At 72.8% G+C, this 20,043-nt stretch carries 19 protein-coding genes and 1 pseudogene; 7 read left to right on the top strand and 13 right to left on the bottom strand.

Annotation, left to right across the window (positions count from 1 at the left end):
- The first annotated feature begins 45 nt into the window (after positions 1-45).
- From FHX31_RS22380 to FHX31_RS22390, 3 genes are all read left to right on the top strand, one after another.
- Positions 46-981, top strand: coding sequence for a glutamate ABC transporter substrate-binding protein (locus tag FHX31_RS22380; RefSeq protein ID WP_145754720.1), 936 nt, complete (start codon positions 46-48; stop codon positions 979-981).
- 78 nt (positions 982-1,059) lie between these two features.
- Complete coding sequence (locus tag FHX31_RS22385) at positions 1,060-1,716, top strand: amino acid ABC transporter permease (RefSeq protein WP_013284735.1); 657 nt, start codon at positions 1,060-1,062, stop codon at positions 1,714-1,716.
- Positions 1,713-2,588 (top strand): amino acid ABC transporter permease, encoded by an 876-nt coding sequence (locus FHX31_RS22390; protein WP_013474477.1) that lies wholly within the window; start codon positions 1,713-1,715, stop codon positions 2,586-2,588. Before FHX31_RS22385 ends, FHX31_RS22390 begins: the two co-directional genes overlap by 4 nt.
- 74 nt (positions 2,589-2,662) lie before the next feature.
- Here FHX31_RS22390 and rny read toward each other — a convergent pair whose 3' ends face one another.
- The 7 genes and pseudogenes from rny to FHX31_RS22425 form a co-directional block, all read right to left on the bottom strand.
- Complete coding sequence (rny, locus tag FHX31_RS22395; RefSeq protein WP_013284733.1) at positions 2,663-4,429, bottom strand: ribonuclease Y; 1,767 nt, start codon at positions 4,427-4,429, stop codon at positions 2,663-2,665.
- Between the two features lie 868 nt (positions 4,430-5,297).
- Entirely contained in the window at positions 5,298-6,002 is a 705-nt protein-coding gene (locus tag FHX31_RS22400; RefSeq protein ID WP_091329577.1) for a 3-keto-5-aminohexanoate cleavage protein, read from the bottom strand.
- A 50-nt stretch (positions 6,003-6,052) separates the two neighbouring features.
- The gene (locus tag FHX31_RS22405; RefSeq protein WP_091329579.1) at positions 6,053-6,745 is read right to left on the bottom strand and encodes a regulatory protein RecX; all 693 of its coding nucleotides are present in this window, start codon (positions 6,743-6,745) and stop codon (positions 6,053-6,055) included.
- Positions 6,746-6,756: 11 nt separating this feature from the next.
- Positions 6,757-7,806 carry a recombinase RecA gene (recA, locus tag FHX31_RS22410; protein ID WP_013284729.1) on the bottom strand — a complete coding sequence of 350 codons (1,050 nt, stop codon included), beginning with the start codon at positions 7,804-7,806 and terminating at the stop codon, positions 6,757-6,759.
- A 185-nt stretch (positions 7,807-7,991) separates the two neighbouring features.
- A complete protein-coding gene (locus FHX31_RS22415) occupies positions 7,992-8,192 on the bottom strand; it encodes a DUF3046 domain-containing protein (RefSeq protein WP_013284728.1) in 201 nt (66 codons plus the stop codon).
- Positions 8,183-9,495 (bottom strand): annotated as a pseudogene (locus FHX31_RS22420) (MFS transporter). Before FHX31_RS22420 ends, FHX31_RS22415 begins: the two are co-directional and overlap by 10 nt.
- A gap of 69 nt (positions 9,496-9,564) precedes the next feature.
- Positions 9,565-10,707, bottom strand: coding sequence for an acyl-CoA dehydrogenase family protein (locus FHX31_RS22425; protein WP_047894671.1), 1,143 nt, complete (start codon positions 10,705-10,707; stop codon positions 9,565-9,567).
- Between the two features lie 89 nt (positions 10,708-10,796).
- Between FHX31_RS22425 and FHX31_RS22430 the strand changes: the two genes are divergently transcribed.
- Positions 10,797-11,453: a 4a-hydroxytetrahydrobiopterin dehydratase gene (locus tag FHX31_RS22430; RefSeq protein WP_013474472.1), complete on the top strand. Its 657-nt coding sequence runs from the start codon at positions 10,797-10,799 to the stop codon at positions 11,451-11,453.
- A gap of 46 nt (positions 11,454-11,499) precedes the next feature.
- On the top strand, positions 11,500-11,847 hold the full coding sequence (locus FHX31_RS22435) for a nuclear transport factor 2 family protein (protein ID WP_256092815.1): 348 nt from the start codon (positions 11,500-11,502) through the stop codon (positions 11,845-11,847).
- On the opposite strand, the gene FHX31_RS22440 is transcribed toward FHX31_RS22435, so the two are convergent.
- Complete coding sequence (locus FHX31_RS22440) at positions 11,837-12,538, bottom strand: UdgX family uracil-DNA binding protein (RefSeq protein ID WP_091329584.1); 702 nt, start codon at positions 12,536-12,538, stop codon at positions 11,837-11,839. The genes FHX31_RS22435 and FHX31_RS22440 overlap by 11 nt on opposite strands.
- A gap of 80 nt (positions 12,539-12,618) precedes the next feature.
- The gene (locus FHX31_RS22445) at positions 12,619-13,956 is read right to left on the bottom strand and encodes an aminotransferase class I/II-fold pyridoxal phosphate-dependent enzyme (protein ID WP_184977138.1); all 1,338 of its coding nucleotides are present in this window, start codon (positions 13,954-13,956) and stop codon (positions 12,619-12,621) included.
- Between the two features lie 38 nt (positions 13,957-13,994).
- On the opposite strand from FHX31_RS22445, the gene FHX31_RS22450 reads away from it, so the two are divergent.
- Both FHX31_RS22450 and leuE read left to right on the top strand, forming a co-directional pair.
- The gene (locus FHX31_RS22450; protein WP_184977139.1) at positions 13,995-15,242 is read left to right on the top strand and encodes a bifunctional pyridoxamine 5'-phosphate oxidase family protein/GNAT family N-acetyltransferase; all 1,248 of its coding nucleotides are present in this window, start codon (positions 13,995-13,997) and stop codon (positions 15,240-15,242) included.
- A complete protein-coding gene (leuE, locus tag FHX31_RS22455; RefSeq protein ID WP_013284720.1) occupies positions 15,239-15,901 on the top strand; it encodes a leucine efflux protein LeuE in 663 nt (220 codons plus the stop codon). The genes FHX31_RS22450 and leuE overlap by 4 nt, the downstream gene beginning before the upstream one ends.
- 118 nt (positions 15,902-16,019) lie before the next feature.
- Here the strand turns inward: leuE and FHX31_RS22460 are convergent, their stop codons facing one another.
- The 4 genes from FHX31_RS22460 to mnhG form a co-directional block, all read right to left on the bottom strand.
- Positions 16,020-16,949 (bottom strand): sporulation protein, encoded by a 930-nt coding sequence (locus FHX31_RS22460; RefSeq protein WP_184977140.1) that lies wholly within the window; start codon positions 16,947-16,949, stop codon positions 16,020-16,022.
- 160 nt (positions 16,950-17,109) lie between these two features.
- Complete coding sequence (locus FHX31_RS22465; RefSeq protein ID WP_013284718.1) at positions 17,110-18,174, bottom strand: hemolysin family protein; 1,065 nt, start codon at positions 18,172-18,174, stop codon at positions 17,110-17,112.
- Entirely contained in the window at positions 18,171-19,526 is a 1,356-nt protein-coding gene (locus FHX31_RS22470) for a hemolysin family protein (RefSeq protein ID WP_184977141.1), read from the bottom strand. Before FHX31_RS22470 ends, FHX31_RS22465 begins: the two co-directional genes overlap by 4 nt.
- A 163-nt stretch (positions 19,527-19,689) precedes the next feature.
- Positions 19,690-20,019 carry a monovalent cation/H(+) antiporter subunit G gene (gene mnhG / locus FHX31_RS22475; RefSeq protein ID WP_013284716.1) on the bottom strand — a complete coding sequence of 110 codons (330 nt, stop codon included), beginning with the start codon at positions 20,017-20,019 and terminating at the stop codon, positions 19,690-19,692.
- Positions 20,020-20,043: the final 24 nt, after the last annotated feature.

Genomic DNA, 20,043 nt, shown 5'->3' on the forward strand with positions numbered 1-20,043 from the left:
CGTAGTGGAGTCGTCCCGTCGACTCCGTCGAAGAAGGAGATGAGTATGCGTTACAAGCGCGTGGCGGCGGTGGCCATGATGGCCTCGCTCGCCCTGTCCGCGGCCGCCTGCGGCAAGGAGGGGAACCCCGCTCCCAGCGGCGGCGGCAACGCCAGCGGTGGTGCGCAGGGCGACAACTGCAGCAGCTCGGGCGTCACCTTCACCCCCAAGACGGACGCCAACGTCGCCGGCAGCCCGGCCTTCGAGAAGATCAAGTCGGCCGGCAAGGTCGTCATCGGCGTCAAGTTCGACCAGCCGAACCTCGGCTACAAGGACGCCCAGGGCAAGCGCTGCGGCTTCGACATCGAGATCGCCCAGTACGTCGCCAGCACGCTCGGCGTCGACCCGGCGAAGATCGAGTACAAGGAGATCGCGTCCGCCAACCGGGAGACCGCGATCAAGGGCGGCGAGATCGACTACTACGTCGGCACCTACTCGATCACCGACAAGCGCAAGAACGACGTCTCCTTCGCCGGGCCGTACTTCGTCGCCGGCCAGGACCTGCTGGTCCGCAAGGACGAGTCGTCGATCACCGGCAAGGACACGCTCAAGGGCAAGAAGATCTGCTCGGCCACCGGCTCCACGCCGATCCAGAAGATCCGCGACGAGGGCCTGACCGAGGGCGAGAACATCGTCGAGTTCAAGACCTACTCCGAGTGCGTCTCGCAGCTGCTCGACAAGAAGGTCGACGCGGTCACCACCGACGACGCCATCCTCAAGGGCTACGCCGCGCAGAACCCGGACGAGCTCAAGGTCGTCGGCCAGCCGTTCAGCACCGAGAAGTACGGCATCGGCCTGCCCAAGGACGACAAGGCGCTGCGTGACTACGTGAACGACCAGATCGAGGCGGCGTTCACCGACGGCACCTGGAAGAAGATCTACGACGGCACGCTCGGCAAGTCCGGCTCGCCGGCCACCCCGCCGCAGCTCGAGCGGTACTGACGGTCCGCACCGACGTCGGACCGGGCGGGGAGGTCCTCCTCCCCGCCCGGTCCCGTCTGGAGAGAGTGAGAGCGAGGTATGGGCGAGTTCTTCCGCGTCCTGACGGACAACGCGAGCCTGTTCCGCGAGGGGTTCTACAACACCGTCAAGCTGTTCCTGATCGCCGGCGTCGGCAGTCTCGTCCTCGGCATGCTGCTCGGCGCGATGCGGGTGTCACCGGTCCCCGCGTTGCGGGCGTTCGGCGCCACCTACGTCAACCTGGTCCGCAACACTCCCCTGACGCTGGTGTTCGCGTTCCTCGTCTTCGCGGTGCCGAAGCTGGACGTCAACATCGACTACTTCAACAGCGCCTGCATCGCGCTGATCGCCTACACCTCGGCGTTCATCTGCGAGGTGGTCCGCTCCGGCGTGAACACGGTCGCCACCGGCCAGGCCGAGGCGGCCCGCGCGCTGGGCATGACGTTCGCCCAGGTGCTGACGCTGATCGTGCTGCCACAGGCGCTGCGGGCCATGGTCCCGCCCATGATGAGCGTGCTCATCGCCATGCTGAAGAACACCACGATCGCCGCCGGCTTCTCCGTGCTGGAAGCGGGCGCCATCCCGGCGTACATGTCGGAACGGGGTGAGCCGCAGTTCATCGTGCTCACCTGGATCGTGATCGGCTTCCTGATCCTGATCATCCCGCTGGTGGTGCTCCAGCGGATCCTCGAGCGCAAGTGGGCGGTGGCCCGGTGAGCAGCAGCAGCGTCCTCTACGACATCCCCGGCCCGAAGGCCCGCAGGCGCAACCGGATCCTCGGCATCGTCTCGATCGCGGCGATCGTCGCGCTGATCGCGTTCGTGGTCTACAAGTTCAACCAGACCGGCCAGTTCGAGGCCCGCAAGTGGGAGCAGTTCCAGTACGCGGCCGTGCAGCGGGAGCTGCTGAACGGCCTCTGGGCCACGCTGAAGGTCGCCGCCGTCGCCACCGTGCTGGCGCTGCTGTTCGGCGCGTTCTTCGCCAGTGCCCGGCTCAGCGACAAGGTGTTGTTCCGCGCTCCCGCCACGTTCGTGGTGGAGCTGTTCCGGGCCATCCCGCTGCTGATCCTGATCTTCTTCGGCTACTACGTGCCGCTCCAGTACGGCTGGCCGATCGACAAGTTCTGGGCGCTGGTCATCGGGTTGACGCTCTACAACGGCTCGGTGCTGGCGGAGATCTTCCGCGCCGGCATCAACGCCGTGCCGTACGGGCAGTCCGAGGGCGCGTACGCGATCGGCATGCGCAAGAACCAGGTGCTGCGGCTGATCCTGCTGCCGCAGGCGTTCCGGTCGATGCTCCCGGCGATCGTGAGCCAACTCGTCGTCCTGCTCAAGGACACCGCGCTCGGCTTCATCATCACGTACCCGGAGTTGCTCTTCGTGGGCAAGCAGATCGGCGGCCGGCTGGCGTTCGGCCTGCCGTACGTGCCGACGTACCTGATCGTCGCGGCCATCTACATCAGCATCTGCGGCCTGCTGTCGGTGCTGGCCTGGTGGCTGCAGAAGCGGCTGACCCGGCTGCCGCGCACCGCGGCCAAGCCGGTGGCGGCCACGCAGACCGACGGTGGCACCGGCGCTACGCCGCTGTGAGCTGACGTCGTCCGACGGACACGGAACGGGCGGGTGGGGTTCTCCCCCACCCGCCCGTTCTCGGTCTTGCCGGTCTAGCGGGCGATCTCGGTGACCCGGGACTCGCGCACCACTGTCACCCGGATCTGACCCGGATAGGTCAGCTCCTCCTCGATCTGCTTGGCCACGTCCCGGGCCAGCACCGCCGCGCCGATGTCGTCCACGTCGTCCGGCTTGACCATCACCCGGATCTCCCGGCCCGCCTGCATGGCGAAGACCTTCTCCACGCCCAGCTTCCCGGCTGCGATCTCCTCGATCCGCTCCAGCCGCTTGACGTACGCCTCCAGGCTCTCCCGCCGCGCGCCCGGCCGCCCGCCCGAGCAGGCGTCCGACGCCTGGGTCAGCACCGCCTCGATGGTCTGCGGCGGCACCTCGTTGTGGTGCGCCTCGATGGCGTGCACCACGTCCTCGCTCTCGCCGTACTTGCGGGCCACGTCCGCGCCGATGATCGCGTGGCTGCCCTCCACCTCGTGGGTGAGCGCCTTGCCGATGTCGTGCAGGAACGCGCACCGCTTGATCGTCGGCACGTCCAGCCGCAGCTCCGCGGCCATCACCCCGGCGATGTGCGCGGTCTCCACCAGGTGCTTGAGCACGTTCTGCCCGTACGACGTGCGGTAGCGCAACCGGCCCAGCAGCGTGACCAGCTCCGGGTGGATCTCGGTGATGCCGACCTCGACCAGCGCGTCCTCGGCGGCCCGGAGGCACAGCTCCTCCACCTCCTGCCGGGCCACGTCGTAGACCTCCTCGATCCGGTGCGGGTGGATCCGGCCGTCCAGGACCAGCTTCTCCAGCGTGACCCGGCCGACCTCCCGGCGTACCGGGTCGAAGCACGACAGCAGCACCGCCTCGGGCGTGTCGTCGATGATCAGGTTGACGCCGGTGACCGACTCGAAGGCGCGGATGTTGCGCCCCTCCCGGCCGATGATGCGCCCCTTCATCTCGTCGCCGGGCAGGTGCAGCACGCTGACCACGCTCTCCGCGGTCTGCTCGCTGGCGACCCGCTGGATGGCGTCCACCACGATGTTGCGGGCGCGCTGCTCGGCGCTGCCCCGGGCGTCCGCCTCGATCTCCCGGACCAGCAGCGCGGCCTCCCGCTTCGCCTGCCCCTCGATCGACTCGACCAGCTCGGCGCGGGCCGCGTCGGCGGTCAGGCCGGCCACCCGCTCCAGCTCCCGGCGGCGCTGCTCCTCCACCTCGGTCAGCGTCCGCTCGCGCTCGGCCAGGGCGGCCTCCCGGGCGGCGAGCGCCGCGGTGGCGGCGGTGAGCTGCCGCTCCCGCTCGGCCAGCCGCTCCACCTCCTCGGTGTGCAGCCGCTCCCGCTCGTCCATCCGGGCGGCCCGGCGTTCCACCTCGGCCGCCTGCTCCCGGGTGGTGGCGGCCAGCACCGCCACCTCCCGCTCGCCGCTGCGCCGGGCGGTGGCGCGTAACTGCTCGGCGTCCGCCTCGGCCTGCTTGTGCGCCCGCTCCAGCACCGTGTCCGCCTCGGCGCGGGCGTCGTCGAGCACCCGCCGCGCCTCGGCCCGGGCCGCTTTCGCCTCCGCCTTGGCGGCGGCCGCCTCGGCACGCGCCGCCGCGGCCGCGGACTTCGCCACGTCGATGGTGCTGTTCACCTCGTCGGCGGCCGTCCGCAACGCCGCGAGGGACTGCTCCTGCCGGTCCTTCTCCGCGATGAAGGCCGGGTCCTCCGGCGCGGGCGCCAGGCTGAGCCGTTTGAGGGTACGCACGCCGAACAGCACGGCGCCGACCACCACCACGACCAGCAGCAGCACGACCAGGAGGAGGACGACGTCGAAGGCGCTCATCGAGCCGCTCCGCACCGGTACGCGGGCACACTCGCCCGCCGCACTCCGGCGACCCGGCCGGCGTCGCCGGCCCGTCGGGGCTCGGTGGCCGGGCTGTCGCCCGCCGATGCGGGGTCGGGGCCGTGTGGCAGACCGCCGGTGAACCTGTGCCGCCCTGCCATGGCCGCCTCCCCCTGAAACGTCGGCGCCGCAGGACACGCGCGAAGGACACGCGCCTGCGGCTCTGGACGCCCGACCGGAGCGGCTGGCTGTGGGCAGCTTTCCGTCGGCGGTGTCCCTCATGGGGCACCGCTGGCGGCCGGTTGCAGTTGTCGGAGGCTCCGAAAGGTTCCGGAGCTTCCGTCAAGGGCCGGTGTAGCTGGCCAAAGTGATGCTGTTCTGTTACGAGATCTATGTTGTGCGCTTAGCCTGCGCTGGTCGGGCAAAGTGAGCCTGTATGGCGAGGCTAGGTCGCGAGGGGCCGTTCGGTCAAGGAGTCATGATCAAACCACCCGGACGGAGAGAAGTTACGACGTCACTCAGTGGTGATCAGATGCCGGACAGGCCAGGACAAACCCCGCCCCGTAGCGCCGCGACTCGGCCGCTCCGACCTGCTCAGGCCCCTCTCGCGCCCCCATGATCAGCTCCGCCGTCACCCTCCCACCCCCGTGATCGAGGACTTGACGTCCACCCGGACGACACAAACTCCTTGATCACCGTCCGGCCGCGCGGCCGCGCCGCCGGGGGTGGCAGGGCCGGCCGGTCCGGCCGGGCGCGCGCGATCATGAGGTTGGCCTGGACAAAGCGGACGGGAAGTGCCGCCAAGTTCATGATCGACCTGGCCGGGCGAGGGTCGCGCGAAGGCTGCGCCGAGCCTGCGTCGGGCGGGTCAGCGTGCGGCGGCGGTGAGGGCTGCGGTCACCAGGGTGGCGTTGTCGGGGGCGGGGGTGCCGTCGGGCAGCAGCAGCGTGTCCTCCAGGCCGATCCGGGTGTGCAGGCCACGCCGGACCGCCTCCGCGTACACCGGCCAGGTGGCCGGGCCTTCCCCGTGCAGCAGAACCGGCGGGTGCCCGCCGGGCAGCGCGGCGAGGATCGCCGCCGCGTCGGCGAGTGCCGTCTCGACCTGCTCGGCCATGCACTCGACGAGGACCCGCCCGGTGGGCGTAGACCAGCGGCGCCAGGCGTCGACCGCCGCCGGCGTCCACAGACCGGCCTCGACCATCACGCCGCGCTCGTGCAGGGCGGCGGCGACCTCGGCCGCTCCGGGTTCGTGGGCGTTCACCGAGGCGAAGTCGGGCAGCACCGTCCAGGCGCGGACGGCGGCGGCCCGCTCGGCCGGGTCGGGGACGATCCAGGCGCCGGTGCTCACGCCGACCGGCAGGCCGGGACGGGCGTCGCGGATGGCGGTGACCGCCGCCGCGATCACTGCCGGATCGAGCGACTCGGTGCCGCCGTCGTCGCGCGGGTGCACATGCACCGCCGCCACCCCGGCGGTCGCGCAGCGCACCGCGTCGGCGGCCAGTTCGGCCGGGGTGAGCGGCACGGCGGGGTGCTCGTCCAGCCGTCGGGTGCCGTTGAGACACGCCTTCAGCACGGGTGTGCGCCTCCCTCGGGGCGGCGGCCGCGACACCGGCGGCCGGTCGGTCAGTCGAGCCGGCGGGAGTCGAGGTCGTGCTCGGCGTCGGCCATCGCGTCGGCGTCGATGTGCTCGGCGAACTCGGCCGCCTCGGCGCTCTGCGCGGCGAGCGCGTCCTTCACCGCCCGGATCGCCACCCCGGCCGGGTAGCCCTTGCGCGCCAGCATGCCGACCAGACGCCGGAACACCGCGTCCGGCTCGCCTCTGGCGCTGCGCAGCTTGCGGTCCACCAGGGCGCGGGCGGTCTCCGCCTCGGTCTCCTCGTCCAGCCCGTCCAGTGCCGCGCCGGCCACCTCGCCGTCGACACCGCGCTGACGCAGCTCGTTGGCGAGTGCCCGGCGGGCCAGCCCGCGGCCGTTGTGCCGGCTGCTCACCCAGGCGCGGGCGAAGGCGGCGTCGTCGACGATGCCGACCTCGTCGTACCGGTCGAGGACCTGCTCGGCGACCTCCTCGGAGATGCCCCGGCGGGCCAGCGCACCTGCCAGCTCGGCCCGGGTCCGCGGGCGGACCGCGAGCTGCCGCAGGCAGATCTCCCGGGCCAGCTCGGCCTCGTCGCGCGGCGGAGCCGGAGCCTCCCCTGCATCGGGCTCCGCCGCGCGATCACGGCGCCCCCGGCGAGGCCGGGGCGTACCTGTGGCGTCGCCCGTACGGGGTGGACCGGCATCCCAGCCCCGGCCCGTACGGGCGCGTCGTCCTGCCACGGGTCAGCGGATCAGAAGTCGACCGGCGGCAGTTCCGGGCCACCGGCGGCGTCGCCCGCACCACCGGTGCCGACGCCGAGCTTCTCCAGGATCTTCTTCTCGATCTCGGCCGCCACGTCCGGGTTCTCGCGGAGGAACTCGCGGGCCTTCTCCTTGCCCTGGCCGAGCTGGTCGCCGTCGTAGGTGTACCAGGCGCCGGACTTGCGGATGATCGCCTGCTCCACGCCGACGTCGATCAGCGAGCCCTCGCGGGAGATGCCCTTGCCGTACATGATGTCGAACTCGGCCTGCTTGAACGGCGCGGCGACCTTGTTCTTCACGACCTTGACCCGGGTGCGGTTACCGACCACGTCGGTGCCGTCCTTGAGGCTCTCGATGCGGCGCACGTCGAGCCGGACCGAGGCGTAGAACTTCAGCGCCCGCCCACCGGTGGTGGTCTCCGGGCTGCCGAACATCACGCCGATCTTCTCGCGGAGCTGGTTGATGAAGATCGCGGTGGTGCCGGTGTTGTTGAGCACGCCGGTGATCTTCCGCAGCGCCTGGCTCATCAGCCGGGCCTGGAGACCGACGTGGCTGTCGCCCATCTCGCCCTCGATCTCGGCGCGCGGCACCAGGGCCGCCACCGAGTCGATCACGATGATGTCGATCGCGCCGGAGCGGACCAGCATGTCCGCGATCTCCAGCGCCTGCTCGCCGGTGTCCGGCTGGGAGACCAGCAGGGCGTCGGTGTCGACGCCGAGGGCCCGCGCGTACTCCGGGTCGAGCGCGTGCTCCGCGTCGATGAACGCGGCGATGCCGCCGGCGCGCTGGGCGTTGGCCACCGCGTGCAGCGCGACGGTGGTCTTACCGCTGGACTCCGGACCGTAGATCTCGACCACCCGGCCGCGGGGCAGACCGCCCACGCCGAGCGCCACGTCGAGCGCGATGGAGCCGGTCGGGATGACAGCCGTCTGCACGACGGGCCGCTCCCCCAGCCGCATCACCGAACCCTTGCCGAACTGCTTGTCGATCTGAGCGAGAGCAAGGTCGAGCGCCTTCTCCCGGTCAGGCCCTGCTGCCATCGTTGCCACCCCTGCCTTCGCCGGCGTCTTTCCTGAGCTTCGCGTCACGCGGGACACGCTAGGCGCTGGGTCCGACAGAAAACCAGCCGACGGGCCGTGAGCTGTGGACGAGCACCCCGCTGTGGACAATAGCCGAACAGGTGTACGACTGGGCAAGCGACACGCGGGATCGACGAAAAGGCTGCTCAGCGTAGTCGGGCGGGCACCCGGTCCGGATACGCGGCGACCACGGCGCGCCACACCACGTGCGTTTGCTCACCGGCCGCGAGCGCCTGCTCGATGGTCCGCCCGCCGAGCTGGGACAGCACCTGGTCCCTGGCGATGCTGGTCGCGTACCCGGGCCCGAACGCCTCCTCCAGCCGCGTCCAGAAGTCGGTCAGCCGCACGTGTTCAGTCCTCCTCGTCGAGTGGTTGCGTGCCGGTACGGCGCAGCGCCAGCGCCACCAGCGGCACCACAGCGATCGCCGCCAGCAGGGTGAGCGTCGGGTACCCCACGGCCCGCATGACGAACCCGCTCGCCGCCGCCGCGCCCGCCCCGGCCAACCCCATGAGCAGGTCGGACAGGCCCTGAACGCCGGGCCGGTCGGCGGTGGGCACCGACTCCGACAGCAACGTCGAACCCGCCACCATCGTGCCCGACCAGCCCAGCCCGAGCAGCGTCAGCCCCACCGACAGCAGCGCCGTGTGGTGCCCGGCGGTGCCGGAGACCGCGCACGCGGCCAGCAGCAGCGCCACCCCGCCGAGGATCACCGGCCGGCGGCCGACCCGGTCGGTGAGCCACCCCACCACCGGCGACAGCGCATACATGCCGGCGATGTGCAGGCTCAGCACCAGGCCGACCACGGGCAGCACGTCCTCGTCGGAGTGCCACTCGCCGAGGTGCACCGGCGTCATCGACATGACAGCGACCATCACCAGATGCCCCACCGCCACCGCGGCGATGCCGAGGCGTGCGGCCGGCCGCCCGCGTACCGTGCGCCATGCGGCGACCATGCCACCGCGGCGGGTGACAGCCGGCGCGGCGCCGGGTGCCGGCTCGGCCGCCGCCAGCCGGCGCGCGGTGAGCAGCGGGTCCGGCCGGAGCAGGACCAGGAGTACGACGGCGGTGAGCGTGAACGCGACGGCGCTGAAGGCGAACGGGCCGGCCAGCGCCGGCAGGCCCCAGCCCCGGGTGGTGTCGTCGGCGAGCGCGGCGAAGTTCGGCGCGGCCACCGCGCCGATGGTGGTGGCCCACACCACCAGCGAGAGCTGCCGTCCCCGGCGTTGTGGCTCGGCCAGGTCCACCGCCGTGTAGCGGGCCTGGAGGTTGGCCGCCGTGCCGCCGCCGAACAGCAGCATGCCGACGAAGAGCAGCGGTACCAGGCGCGTCACGGTGGCGACCACCACCAGCACGCCGCCGACCGCGCCGACCGCGTACGCGAGGACCAGCCCCGGCCGCCGACCCCGCGCGGTCATGAGCCGGGTGACCGGGATGGCGAGCAGCGCGGCGCCGACCACACCGGCGCTCTGCGCCAGCCCGGCCAGGGCGGTGCCGGCGACCCGGGCGGCGAGCAGCGCGCCGACCGAGATGCCGATGGTGACGCCGATGCCGCCGATGATCTGGGTGAGGAAGAGCAGCCGGACGGTACGCCGCTGGATGCCGGCGACGTCGGGCCGGGGCGGGGCCGGCGCGGTCAGGTCGGTGGACATGCGGCGCTCCTGGTGGGGACGGGTGCCCCATCCTCCCGCACCGGCCCGCCCGGCCGGCACCCGGTTTCGCTACAGGCCGAGGCCCCGGCCGATGATCTCCTTCATGATCTCGGTGGTGCCGCCGTAGATGGTCTGCACCCGGCTGTCCAGCCACGCCTTCGCCACCGGGTACTCCGCCATGAAGCCGTAGCCGCCGTGCAACTGCACGCACCGGTCGGCGACCTTGGTCTGCAACTCGGTGGTCCACCACTTGGCCTTCGCCGCGTCGGTCACCGAGAGGCGGCCCGCGTTGAACTCGGCGACGCAGTGGTTGACGAACGTCCGCGCGATGGTGACCTCGGTGTCCAGCTCGGCCAGCAGGAACCGGTTGTGCTGGAACCGGCCGATCGGCCGGCCGAACGCCTCCCGGGAGCGGGCGTACTCGATCGTCAGCGCGAGCAGCTTCTCGCAGGCCGCCACCGCGGCGACGGCGATGCTCAGCCGTTCCCGGGGAAGGTTGGCCATCAGGTGGTAGAAGCCATGGTTCTCGGTGCCGATCAGGTTCTCCGCCGGCACCCGGCAGTCGTCGAAGAACAGCTCGGCTGTGTCGTTGGCCTTCAGGCCCACCTTCGCCAGGCGGCGGCCCCGGCTGAAGCCCGGCGTGCCGCTCTCCACCACGACCAGGCTCACCCCGTGCGCGCCCTGGTCCGGCGCGGTCTTGGCCACCACGACCACGAGGTCGGCCATCTCACCGTTGGTGATGAACGTCTTCTGCCCGTTGAGGACCAGGCTGTCGCCGTCGCGGACCGCGCTGGTGCGGATGCCGGCCAGGTCGCTGCCCGCGCCCGGCTCGCTCATCGCGATGGCGGTGACCAGGTCGCCGGAGCAGAAGCCCGGCAACCACCGCTTGCGCTGGTCGCCGGTGGTCAGCTCGGTCAGGTACGGCGCGACCACGTCGTTGTGCAGCCCGAACCCCAGACCGGTGCACCCGGCCGCGACGATCTCCTCGTCGAGCACCGCGTTGAACCGGAAGTCGCGCTGCCCGCCGCCGCCGTACTCGGGGTCCACGTCCGGGCCGAGCAGCCCCGCCGCGCCGGCGGCCCGCCAGACCTCCCGGTCGACGATCCCGTCGGCCTCCCAGCGCTCGTGGTGCGGCACCGCCTCCCGGGTCAGGAACCGGCGGCACAGGTCACGGAACTCGTCGTGGACGGGCTCGTAGAGATGCTGCTCCATGCCGGCAAGTCTGGCACCGCTCACCCGCGCCGGACAGGGGCGAACCGGACGGGGTGGCCCGCCGCCGCGCGGTGGACCAGGATGACCGGATGAGCACACTCACGGGGAAGCAGGTGGCCGAGGCCGGGCTGGACGGGTGGACGTACCTGCTGGGGGCGTTGCAGACGCGCATCCGTACCCCCGATTTCGCGGCCGGACTGGCGCTGGTGGCCGCGGTCGGCGCGGAGGCCGAGCGGGTCGACCATCATCCGGATCTGGACCTGCGCTACACCCACGTGGACGTGCGGCTCTGGTCGCACGACGCGGGTGGGGTGACGCAGCGTGACCTGCGGCTGGCCCGGTTCATCTCGGGGCTGGCCGCGGATTCCGGGCTGACCCTGTCGGCCGCCGGGCTGGCCCGCCTGGAACTCGCGCTGGACACCCCGGAGCACGCCGCGGTGCTGCCGTTCTGGCGGGCGGTCCTGGCCTGGCAGTCGCCGGACGGCCGCGGACCGGACGACGACGAGGTACGCGACCCGGACGGCGTGCTGCCGACCGTCTGGTTCCAGCGCTCCGGCCGGGACGAGCCGCGGCAGCGGTGGCACCCGGACGTGTGGGTCGACCCGGCCGAGGTGGACGCGCGCATCGCCGCCGCGCTGGCAGCGGGCGGCGCGTTGGTCAGCGACGCGGAGGCGCCGAGCTTCTGGGTGCTCGCCGACCCGGACGGCAACCGGGTCTGCCTCTGCACCTGGCAGCAGCGCTCCTGAGGAACCGGGGCAGCGGCGGGCGCGGTCCGGCGCTAGCGTGCCCGATGTGGACGCTAGCGCGCTGATCGAGGAGTTCAACGCGGCCTGGCTGCGGGGCGACCTGGCCGCGGTGTCGGCCTGCCTGGCCGAAGACGTCGCCTACTGCCCGAACGCCTGGGACGGGCCGGCCGGCACGGTACGGGGGCGGGCGGCGGTGGCCGAGGTCTTCGCCGGGCAGCTCGGGCCGGGCGACGGTCCGGCGCTCGGCGCGGTCTGGGCCACCGGTGACCGGGCGGTCTGCGAGTGGGCCTGGCCGCCGGCCGAGGACGGCACCGTGCTTCGCGGGCTGGACGTCTACCGGGTCCGGGACGGGCGGATCGTCGCCAAGGATGTGTTCGGCAAGATCACTTCTTGAGCGCCTTCGCGGCCACCTTCAGGTCGGCGACCAGGCCCTCGTAGGCCACGTCCTGGTTGTCGGCGCGCAGCACCGCGGACGGGTGGATGGTGGCGAGCAGCCGGGCCGCCGGGGCGTCGGCCACAGTGCCCGTCCGGTCGACCGGCACGCGCTCGAAGTCCTCCGGGTGCTGGGCGGCGGCGGGCCAGGGCAGCAGCTCACCACGCTGCTTGGTCACCCGGAACGACGGTCCGAGCAGCGCCTTGGCGGCGGTGGCGCCGAGCACCACCACGATCTCCGGGCGCAGCCGGGCGAACTCGGCGACCAGCCAGGGCCGGCAGGCGGTGACGTGCACCCGGTCCGGGGTCTGGTGGATGCGCCGCCGGCCGCGCAGCTCGAACCGGAAGTGCTTGACGGCGTTGGTCAGGTAGATCTGGGCGGGGTCGAGCGCCGCGTCGTCGACGGCCTTGCGCAACAGCCGCCCGGCCGGCCCGACGAACGGCAGCCCTTTCTGATCCTCGATGTCGCCCGGCTGCTCGCCGACGAAGACCACGCGCGCGTGCTCGTCGCCGCGGCCGAACACGGTCTGGGTGGCGTCCCGGTACAGCTCGCAGCCCCGGCAATCCCCCGCCGCGGCGCGCAGCTCGTCGATGGTGTCCGCCGACGGCGGGATGAAGTCCTGTGCGCCGGGTGCGCTCTCGGTCTCGGCCATGCCGATCGTTCTACCCCGTCGGGCGGCGCGCACGCGAGCGGCCCGCCGCGCTGTCCGGAGGTGTTAAGAAGGGGCCCTTCCTATACCGAATGCGTTAAGAGGGGGCCCTTCCTTCCCGCGGCGAGGGCGTCGGCGAGCGCGGGGACGTCCGCCTCGTCCAGCGCGCTCACCGAGACGCGCACGGCGGGGGCGGCGGCGATCCGGTACAGGCCGCCGGGTGCGAGCGACCACCCGGCGTCGCGCAGCGTCGTGATCGCCACCGTCTCGTCGGGCACCGGCACCCAGACGTTGATCCCGGTACGCCCGTGCGCTGTCACCCCGCGCGCGGCGAGCGCGGCAACCAGCCCGTCGCGCCGCCTGTCGTAGCTGTCCGCCGCGCGCCGTACCAGCCCGGCGGTGGCCGGGTCGCGCCAGAGCGACACGACCAGCCGTTGCAGCACAGTGGAGACCCAGCCGGCGCCGACCCGCGCCCGCCCGGCCACCCGGGCCACTGTGGCCTCGTCGCCGGTCAGCACCGCGAGCCGCAGGTCGGGCCCGTAGGGCTTGCTCACCGACCGGACGAAGGCCCACGCCGGGGTCGCCCCGGCGAGCGGATGCAGGGGTACGCGGGCCAGCTCGGCGGCGTGGTCGTCCTCGATCAGCAGCAGGTCGGCCCGTCCGGCGAGCAGCGTCCGCAGCGCGTCGGCCCGGTCGGCGGAGACGGCGGCGCCGGTCGGGTTCTGCGCCCGGCTGGTCACCACGAGCGCCCGGACGCCGGCGGTGAGCGCCGCCCGGACGCCGCCGACTGTGGGGCCCTCGTCGTCCACCGGCACCCCGACGGTACGCAGCCCGAGCGCGGCGATCAGGTCGAGCAGGTTGGCCCAGCCCGGGTCCTCCACCGCCACCGCGTCGCCGGGGCGCAGGTGGGCGGCGAGGAGCCGTTCGATGCCGTCGAGCGCGCCGCCGGTGACTGTGAGCTCACCGGCGGGCACCCCGTCCGCGGCGAGCCGCTCCCGGGCCAGCGCGGCCAGGTCGGGCAGCACGGCGTCGGTCGCGTACCCGCCGGGGGGTCCGATCTCGGCGGCGAGCGCTGCCAGGTGCGGGCCGAGCGGGGGCAGCAGCCGGGGGTCGGGCTGGCCGGTGGAGAGGTCACGGCCGCCGGGCAGCGGCGGGGGCAAAAGCGCGGCGCGGCGACCGGCGACCGGCGGGCGGGGGCGGACCCGGGTGCCGTGCCGGCCGGCGGTCGCGACCAGGCCACGTTGCCGCAGTTCCTGGTACGCCTTCGCGACTGTGGCCGGGCTGACGTCCAGCTCGGCGGCGAGCGCGCGGACGGCGGGCAGGGCGTCGCCGGGGGCGAGACCGCCGGTGCGGATGCCGGATTCGACGCTTGCCGAAATCGCGGCGGAGGTGGAACCGGCGATCTGATAATGTGCTGCCACAGTTCGGAGATTGTACTAGAACAAAGGTGGGATGTCACGTGTACGCCCCGACCGAACGCACCACCGCCACCCGCACCCGCGACCGGATGCACTACGACCGGGCCACCGCGCACGCGCTGCTCGACGAGGCGTACCACTGCGCACTGTCGTTCACCGTGGACGGCGAGCCGCGCATCCTGCCGACCCTGCACGTGCGCATCGGAGACACGCTCTACCTGCACGGGTCCACCGGCAGCCGGCCGCTGCTCGCCGCCCGGGGCGAGGCCGGGCTGAGGGTCTGCGTCGCCGTCACCCACCTCGACGGGCTGATCTACGCCCGCTCCCAGTTCCACCACAGCGCCAACTACCGGTCGGTGGTGGCGCACGGCACCGCCCGACTGGTCGACGACGCCCGCGAGAAGGCCGCGGTGATGACCGCGCTGGTGGAGAAGGTCGCCGCCGGCCGGTCCGCCGACAGCCGCCCGCCGAACCGGCGCGAACTGGCCGAGACCGCCGTGCTGGCGCTGCCGCTGCGCGAGGTGTCGGTACGGATGCGCACCGGCGGCGTCAACGACGAGCCGGCCGACGAGGCGCTGCCGTACTGGGCCGGTGTGGTTCCGCTGCGGCTCACGCCGGGCCGCCCCGAACCCGCGCCCGGGGTGGTCGCGCCGGTGCCGGCGTACCTGCGTGCGGCCCGCTCGCCGTGGCACGAGCCGGCGGTGCTGCGCGGCGAGCACGTCGTGCTGGAGCCGCTCGACCTCGCCCACGCCGACGAGCTGTACGCCGCCACCGCCGACCCGGAGGTGTGGCGGCACCTGGGCGGCACGCAGCCCGCCGACGCCGCCGGGATGCGCCAGGTGGTCGCCGCCTACCTGGACGCGCAGGAACGCGGCGAGCAGGTGTGCTGGACCCAGCGCTGCGCCGTCACCGGTGCGGTGATCGGCACGACCTCCTACTACGAGATCGACCCGGTCCGCCGGTCGGTGGCGATCGGTTACACCTGGCTGGGCCGCCCCTGGTGGCGTACCGGCGTCAACACTGAGGCGAAGCTCCTGCTGCTGGGCCGGGCCTTCGACGACCTGGACGCGGTCCGGGTGGTCTGGCACACCGACATCCGCAACGAACGCTCGCAGCGGGCCATCGAACGGCTCGGCGCGAGCCGGGAGGGCGTGCTGCGCCGGCACAAGCAGCGCGCCGACGGCTCCTGGCGAGACACCGTCCAGTACTCGATGCTCGCGCAGGAGTGGCCGACGGCACAGGTCAGCCTGCGGGAAAGGCTTCGCCCGACGGCACCCGCGGCGTCATGATGTCCGGCGTGCTGGGGATCACCGACATCTGGACGTACGTGCTGGGCACCGTGGCGATCGTGCTGCTGCCCGGCCCGAACTCGCTCTTCGTGCTGGCCACCGCCGCCCGCCGGGGCGTCGCCACCGGTTACCGGGCCGCCGCCGGGGTGTTCGTCGGCGACGCGGTGCTGATGGTGCTCTCCGCCGCCGGGGTGGCCTCGCTGCTCCAGGCGTATCCGCCGCTCTACCTGGTGATCAAGTACGCCGGCGCGGCGTACCTCGGATATCTGGGGCTGGCCATGCTGCGCGGCGCGTGGCGGCGCTGGCGCGACCGCAACGACCCGGCCACGCCGCGCCTGATCGACGAGGTGGAGCCGGCGGAGCAGCGGGAGCCGTTCCGCCGGGCGCTGGTGATCAGTCTGCTCAACCCGAAGGCGATCCTGTTCTTCGTCTCGTTCTTCATCCAGTTCGTCGACCCCGGGTACGCGTGGCCGGCGCTGTCGTTCCTGCTTCTCGGGCTGATCGCACAGGTCGCGAGCGCGCTCTACCTGACCGTGCTGATCTTCACCGGCACATATCTGGCGGCCCAGTTCCGGCAGCGCCGGCGGCTCGCCGCGAGCGGCACGACTGCCGTCGCGGTGCTGTTCCTCGGCTTCAGCCTCAAGCTCGCCGCCGGCTGAGGTGTAAGGAAGGGCCCCTTCTTAACGCCTCCGGTAGAGGAAGGGCCCCTTCTTAACAACGCACACGCACGCACACGCACGCGCACACACGCGCACACGCACGTGCACGCTGACGCGCTCACGTGCCGTCGCCGCCTCCGCCACCACCGCCGATGCCGGCGCCGCCGGCCGTACCCCCGAGGCCGTAACCCGGCGCGACCGGACGGTCCGGCGGGCGGCTGACGTGCGCCGACTCGCGGATCGTGGCCGACCAGTCGGCGTGCGCGGCGGCGGCCGCGTGCCTGTCGATGGCGTGCCGCAGCCAGCCGTCCACAGTGGCCACCCAGTCACGCTCATCGGCACCGGCGTGCCAGACCCGGAACCGGCTGATGCTCTGGTGGGTGATCCCGGCCAGGGAGAGCCGCCGGTCCAGCCAGAGCAGCACCTCCATGCCGGCCGAGTCGGTCAGCATGATCATTTCGAGTTCGGTCATCGGGCCGGCGTAGAGTGGGGCGGCCCAGAAGCCGTACCACTGCTGGAACGGCAGCGTCTGCTCCACCCCCGGCAGCCGTCCCTCGCGCAGCCCGGCCTGGCGGATCGCGAAGCCGAGCATGTCCAGCGCGGCGAGCACGTGCTCCTGGGAGGGCAGCGGGTGGATCAGCACCGGGACCATCGCGCCCTGGTCCACCTCAGGGTCCACCGACACCTCGGTACGCAGCCCGGTACGCAGGCTCAGCAGCGGCACCCCGCCGTACGTGGTCACCGGCGACTCCCACGGCAGCGGCACGGCGAACTCGACGGCCCGCCGCCGTCCGGCCGGCACCACGAACCGGCCCGCGATCGTCCACGTCTGGAACTGCACCAGGCGGCGCGGCGCCTCCGGGTCCTCCGGTTCGACCTGGGTGACCAGGCCGAGCCGGATGTGCCGGACCGGCACGTCCGAACCGCCGGCGGCGAGCGTCACCCGGCCCGGCAGGCGCAGGCCCGGCCGGGTGCTCGGGTTGGGCAGCGTGGTGCTCACCGAGAGCCCGGTCCAGGCGGAGTCCCGCGACACGCCGGTCAACCGCATGCCCGGGCTTTCCCGCTGCCCGCCCGGCCATGCCCGGCCGGAACGGACGCCGGCCGCCGGCAACGGACGCGGGCCGGCGAAGCCGACGCCGGGAAGCGGAAAGACGCCGGCCCGGCGAAGTGGTTGTCCCACCTCGCCGGGCCGGTACGGATCACGACGGTCAGCGCATCCGGCGGCCTCGCGGCACCGGGTCGGTCTCGTCGTCGAACTCGCCGATGACCTCCTCCAGGAGGTCCTCCAGCGCGACGAACCCGATCGGCCGGGTCGGCCCGCCACCGTTGCTCACCAGCGCGAGCTGCGCCTGCCGCGCCCGCATGGCGGCCACCGCCTCGGTCACCGACGCCTCGGCCGGCAGCGTGAAGGCGCTGGTCATCAGCTCCTCCGCGGTCGCCGGGCGGCCGGTGGTGACGGCGCGCACCGCCTCGCGTACGTGCACCAGGCCGCACACCTCACCACCGGTGTCGACCACGGCGAGCCGGGACCGGCCGCTGTCGCGGGAGACGTGCTCGATCCGCTCGGCGGTCTCGCTCCGGCCAACCGTGACGATCTGGTCGAACGGCTCCATGACCTGGGCGACTGTGGTGCCCTGAAGTTCCAGCATGCTGGTCAGCAGCTGGTGCTGCTCGGCGCCGAGCAGCCCGTGTTCCCGGGACTGCTCCAGCAGGATGCGCAGCTCGTCCGGGCCGTGCACCTGGGCGAGCTGGTCCTGCTGCTGCACCCCGAACAGGCGCAGCATCGCGTTCGCGAGCCCGTTGAGCAGGGACAGCACCGGCCGGGCGATCCGGGCGAACGCCCGGAACGGCAACGCCAGCAGCATTGCGGAACGCTCCGCGTCGGTGATCGCCCACGACTTCGGGGCCATCTCGCCGACCACCAGGTGCAGGAACGTCACGAGCGACAGCGCGAACACCAGCGCCACCACGTGGCTGACCGCCTCGGGCAGGCCGACCGCGTGCAGCAGCGGGCTGAGCAGGTGCTCGATGGCCGGTTCGGCCAGCGCGCCCAGACCCAGCGTGCACAGCGTGATGCCGAGCTGCGCGCCGGCCAGCATCAGACTCAGCTCGCGGACGCCGTCCAGCGCCGCGCGGGCCGCCCGGCCGCCACCGGCCGCCGCCTGCTCCAGCCGGTACCGCTTGGACGCGACGAGCGCGAACTCGGCGGCCACGAAGAAGCCGTTGAGCGCCAGCAGCACCACGGAGGAGAACAACGCGAATCCGGGGCTCATGCGGAACCCTCCCCGGACACGGCGGCGGCGGGCCGCAGCCGCACCGAGTCGGCCACGTGCCGGTCCACCGCCAGCACCTCGACGAGCACCCGCGGGCCGCCGGCCGGCTCGTCGCCGTCAGTGGCGACCGGGATCTCCAGCCGGTCACCGACCTCGGGCACCCGGCCCAGCTCCCGCATCACCAGACCGGAGAGCGTGTCGTACTCGGGCGCCTCGGGCAGTTCGATGCCGGTGCTGTCGGCGACCTCGTCGATGCGCCAGCGCGCCGGGACCACCCAGGAGCCGTCCTCCTGCCGGGCCGCGGCCCGGTCCGGCGGGTCGTCCTCGTCGCGGATCGGCCCGACCAGTTCCTCGGCCAGGTCCTCCAGCGTGATCACGCCGGCGAAGCCGCCGTACTCGTCGACCACGCAGGCGAGCTGCCGGTGCCCGGACCGCAGGCGGTCCAGCACCGTCGGCAGCGGCAGCGTCTCGGGCACCAGCAACGGGGGTACGGCCACCGCGTCGACCCGGGTGGTCGCGCGCTGCGCCGGGGGCACCCCGAGCACGTCAGCGATACCGACCACGCCGACCAGGTCGTCGACGCCCTCGGCGCCGCTCACCGGGAACCGGGAGTGGCCGGTGTCGAGCAGCTCGACGATCCGGCTGACCGGCTCGTCGGCCCGGATGGTGTGCACGTCGACGCGCGGCACCATCGCCTCCCCGGCGGTCAGCTCCCGGAAGTCCAGACCCCGGTCCAGCAGGTCGGACATCTCGGCGTCGAGGTGTCCCTCCTCCCGGGACTCGGCGATGATCTGTTCCAGGTCCTGCGGGGTGGCGCCGCTGGGCAGCTCCTCGATCGGCTCGATGCCGATGCTGCGGAGCAGCCGTACGGCGGCCCGGTCGAACAGCGTGATCAGCGGACCGGCGATCTTCAGGTAGATCAGGGTGGACCGGGACAGCGCCCGGGCGAGCGGTTCGGCCCGCGCGATGGCCAGGTTCTTCGGGGCCAGCTCGCCGAGGACCATCTGCACCACTGTGGCGATGATCAGGGCGAGGGCCACCGACAGCGGCAGCGACACCGAGCTGGACAGCCCGGCCACGCCGAGCAGGTCGGCCAGCCCGGCACCCAGGTACGGCTCGGCGACGTAACCAACGAGCAGGGCGGTCACTGTGATGCCGAGCTGCGCGCCGGACAGCATGAAGGAGAGCCGCCCGGTCACCTCCAGGGCCCGGGCCGCGGCACGGTCGCCACCGTCGGCGAGCTGCTTGAGCTTGCCCCGGTCCACGGCGACGTAACCGAACTCCTGGGCCACGAAGTAACCGGTGGCGGCGGTGAGGACGGTGATGAGAAGGAGACCGACGAGGATCAACACGGGAGGTTCAGTGCTCCCGGGGTCGTCGGGGAGGGAATTCGCCGGGTATTACCCGGCCGGCTACTGCTGCCCTCCGGGGCAGGAGAGTCGATCATGCGGCCCATTTTATCGGTACCCGCTGGACGTTCGCTGAGGGTGCCGGGAAGCCTCCCGCACGTCCGGTTCAGCGTCCGGCCAGCTCGTCGGCGTCCAGCAGCGTCCGGTCGACCCGCCCGGAACGGTACGCGGCCCGGCCGATCATCTGCGCGGCCACCGGCGCGGTGGAGAGCTGGAAGATCGCCACCAGGACGAGCATGCCCAGATCCGAGGGGGTACGCAGACGCAGCGCCAGCCCGGCCAGCAGCAGCAGGACGCCCAGCACCTGCGGCTTGGTGGCCGCGTGCATCCGGTCCAGCACGTCCGGGAAGCGCACCAGCCCGATGCCGGCGACCAGGGCCAGCACCGCCCCGACCAGCAGCAGCACCCCACCGACCCAGTCCGCGACGGCGCTCATGCCGAGCCTCCTTCCGTTCGCGAC

The sequence above is a fragment of the Micromonospora sp. CNZ286 genome (assembly GCF_014207755.1).

Excerpts from the sequence above, each read along its gene's own strand:
- FHX31_RS22380 (WP_145754720.1), top strand. The coding sequence starts at position 46 with ATGCGTTACAAGCGCGTGGCGGCGGTGGCCATGATGGCCTCGCTCGCC.
- FHX31_RS22385 (WP_013284735.1), top strand. The coding sequence starts at position 1,060 with ATGGGCGAGTTCTTCCGCGTCCTGACGGACAACGCGAGCCTGTTCCGC.
- rny (WP_013284733.1), bottom strand. The coding sequence starts at position 4,429 with ATGAGCGCCTTCGACGTCGTCCTCCTCCTGGTCGTGCTGCTGCTGGTC.
- recA (WP_013284729.1), bottom strand. The coding sequence starts at position 7,806 with ATGGCAGCAGGGCCTGACCGGGAGAAGGCGCTCGACCTTGCTCTCGCT.
- FHX31_RS22425 (WP_047894671.1), bottom strand. The coding sequence starts at position 10,707 with ATGGAGCAGCATCTCTACGAGCCCGTCCACGACGAGTTCCGTGACCTG.
- FHX31_RS22430 (WP_013474472.1), top strand. The coding sequence starts at position 10,797 with ATGAGCACACTCACGGGGAAGCAGGTGGCCGAGGCCGGGCTGGACGGG.
- FHX31_RS22440 (WP_091329584.1), bottom strand. The coding sequence starts at position 12,538 with ATGGCCGAGACCGAGAGCGCACCCGGCGCACAGGACTTCATCCCGCCG.
- leuE (WP_013284720.1), top strand. The coding sequence starts at position 15,239 with ATGATGTCCGGCGTGCTGGGGATCACCGACATCTGGACGTACGTGCTG.
- FHX31_RS22460 (WP_184977140.1), bottom strand. The coding sequence starts at position 16,949 with ATGCGGTTGACCGGCGTGTCGCGGGACTCCGCCTGGACCGGGCTCTCG.
- FHX31_RS22465 (WP_013284718.1), bottom strand. The coding sequence starts at position 18,174 with ATGAGCCCCGGATTCGCGTTGTTCTCCTCCGTGGTGCTGCTGGCGCTC.
- mnhG (WP_013284716.1), bottom strand. The coding sequence starts at position 20,019 with ATGAGCGCCGTCGCGGACTGGGTCGGTGGGGTGCTGCTGCTGGTCGGG.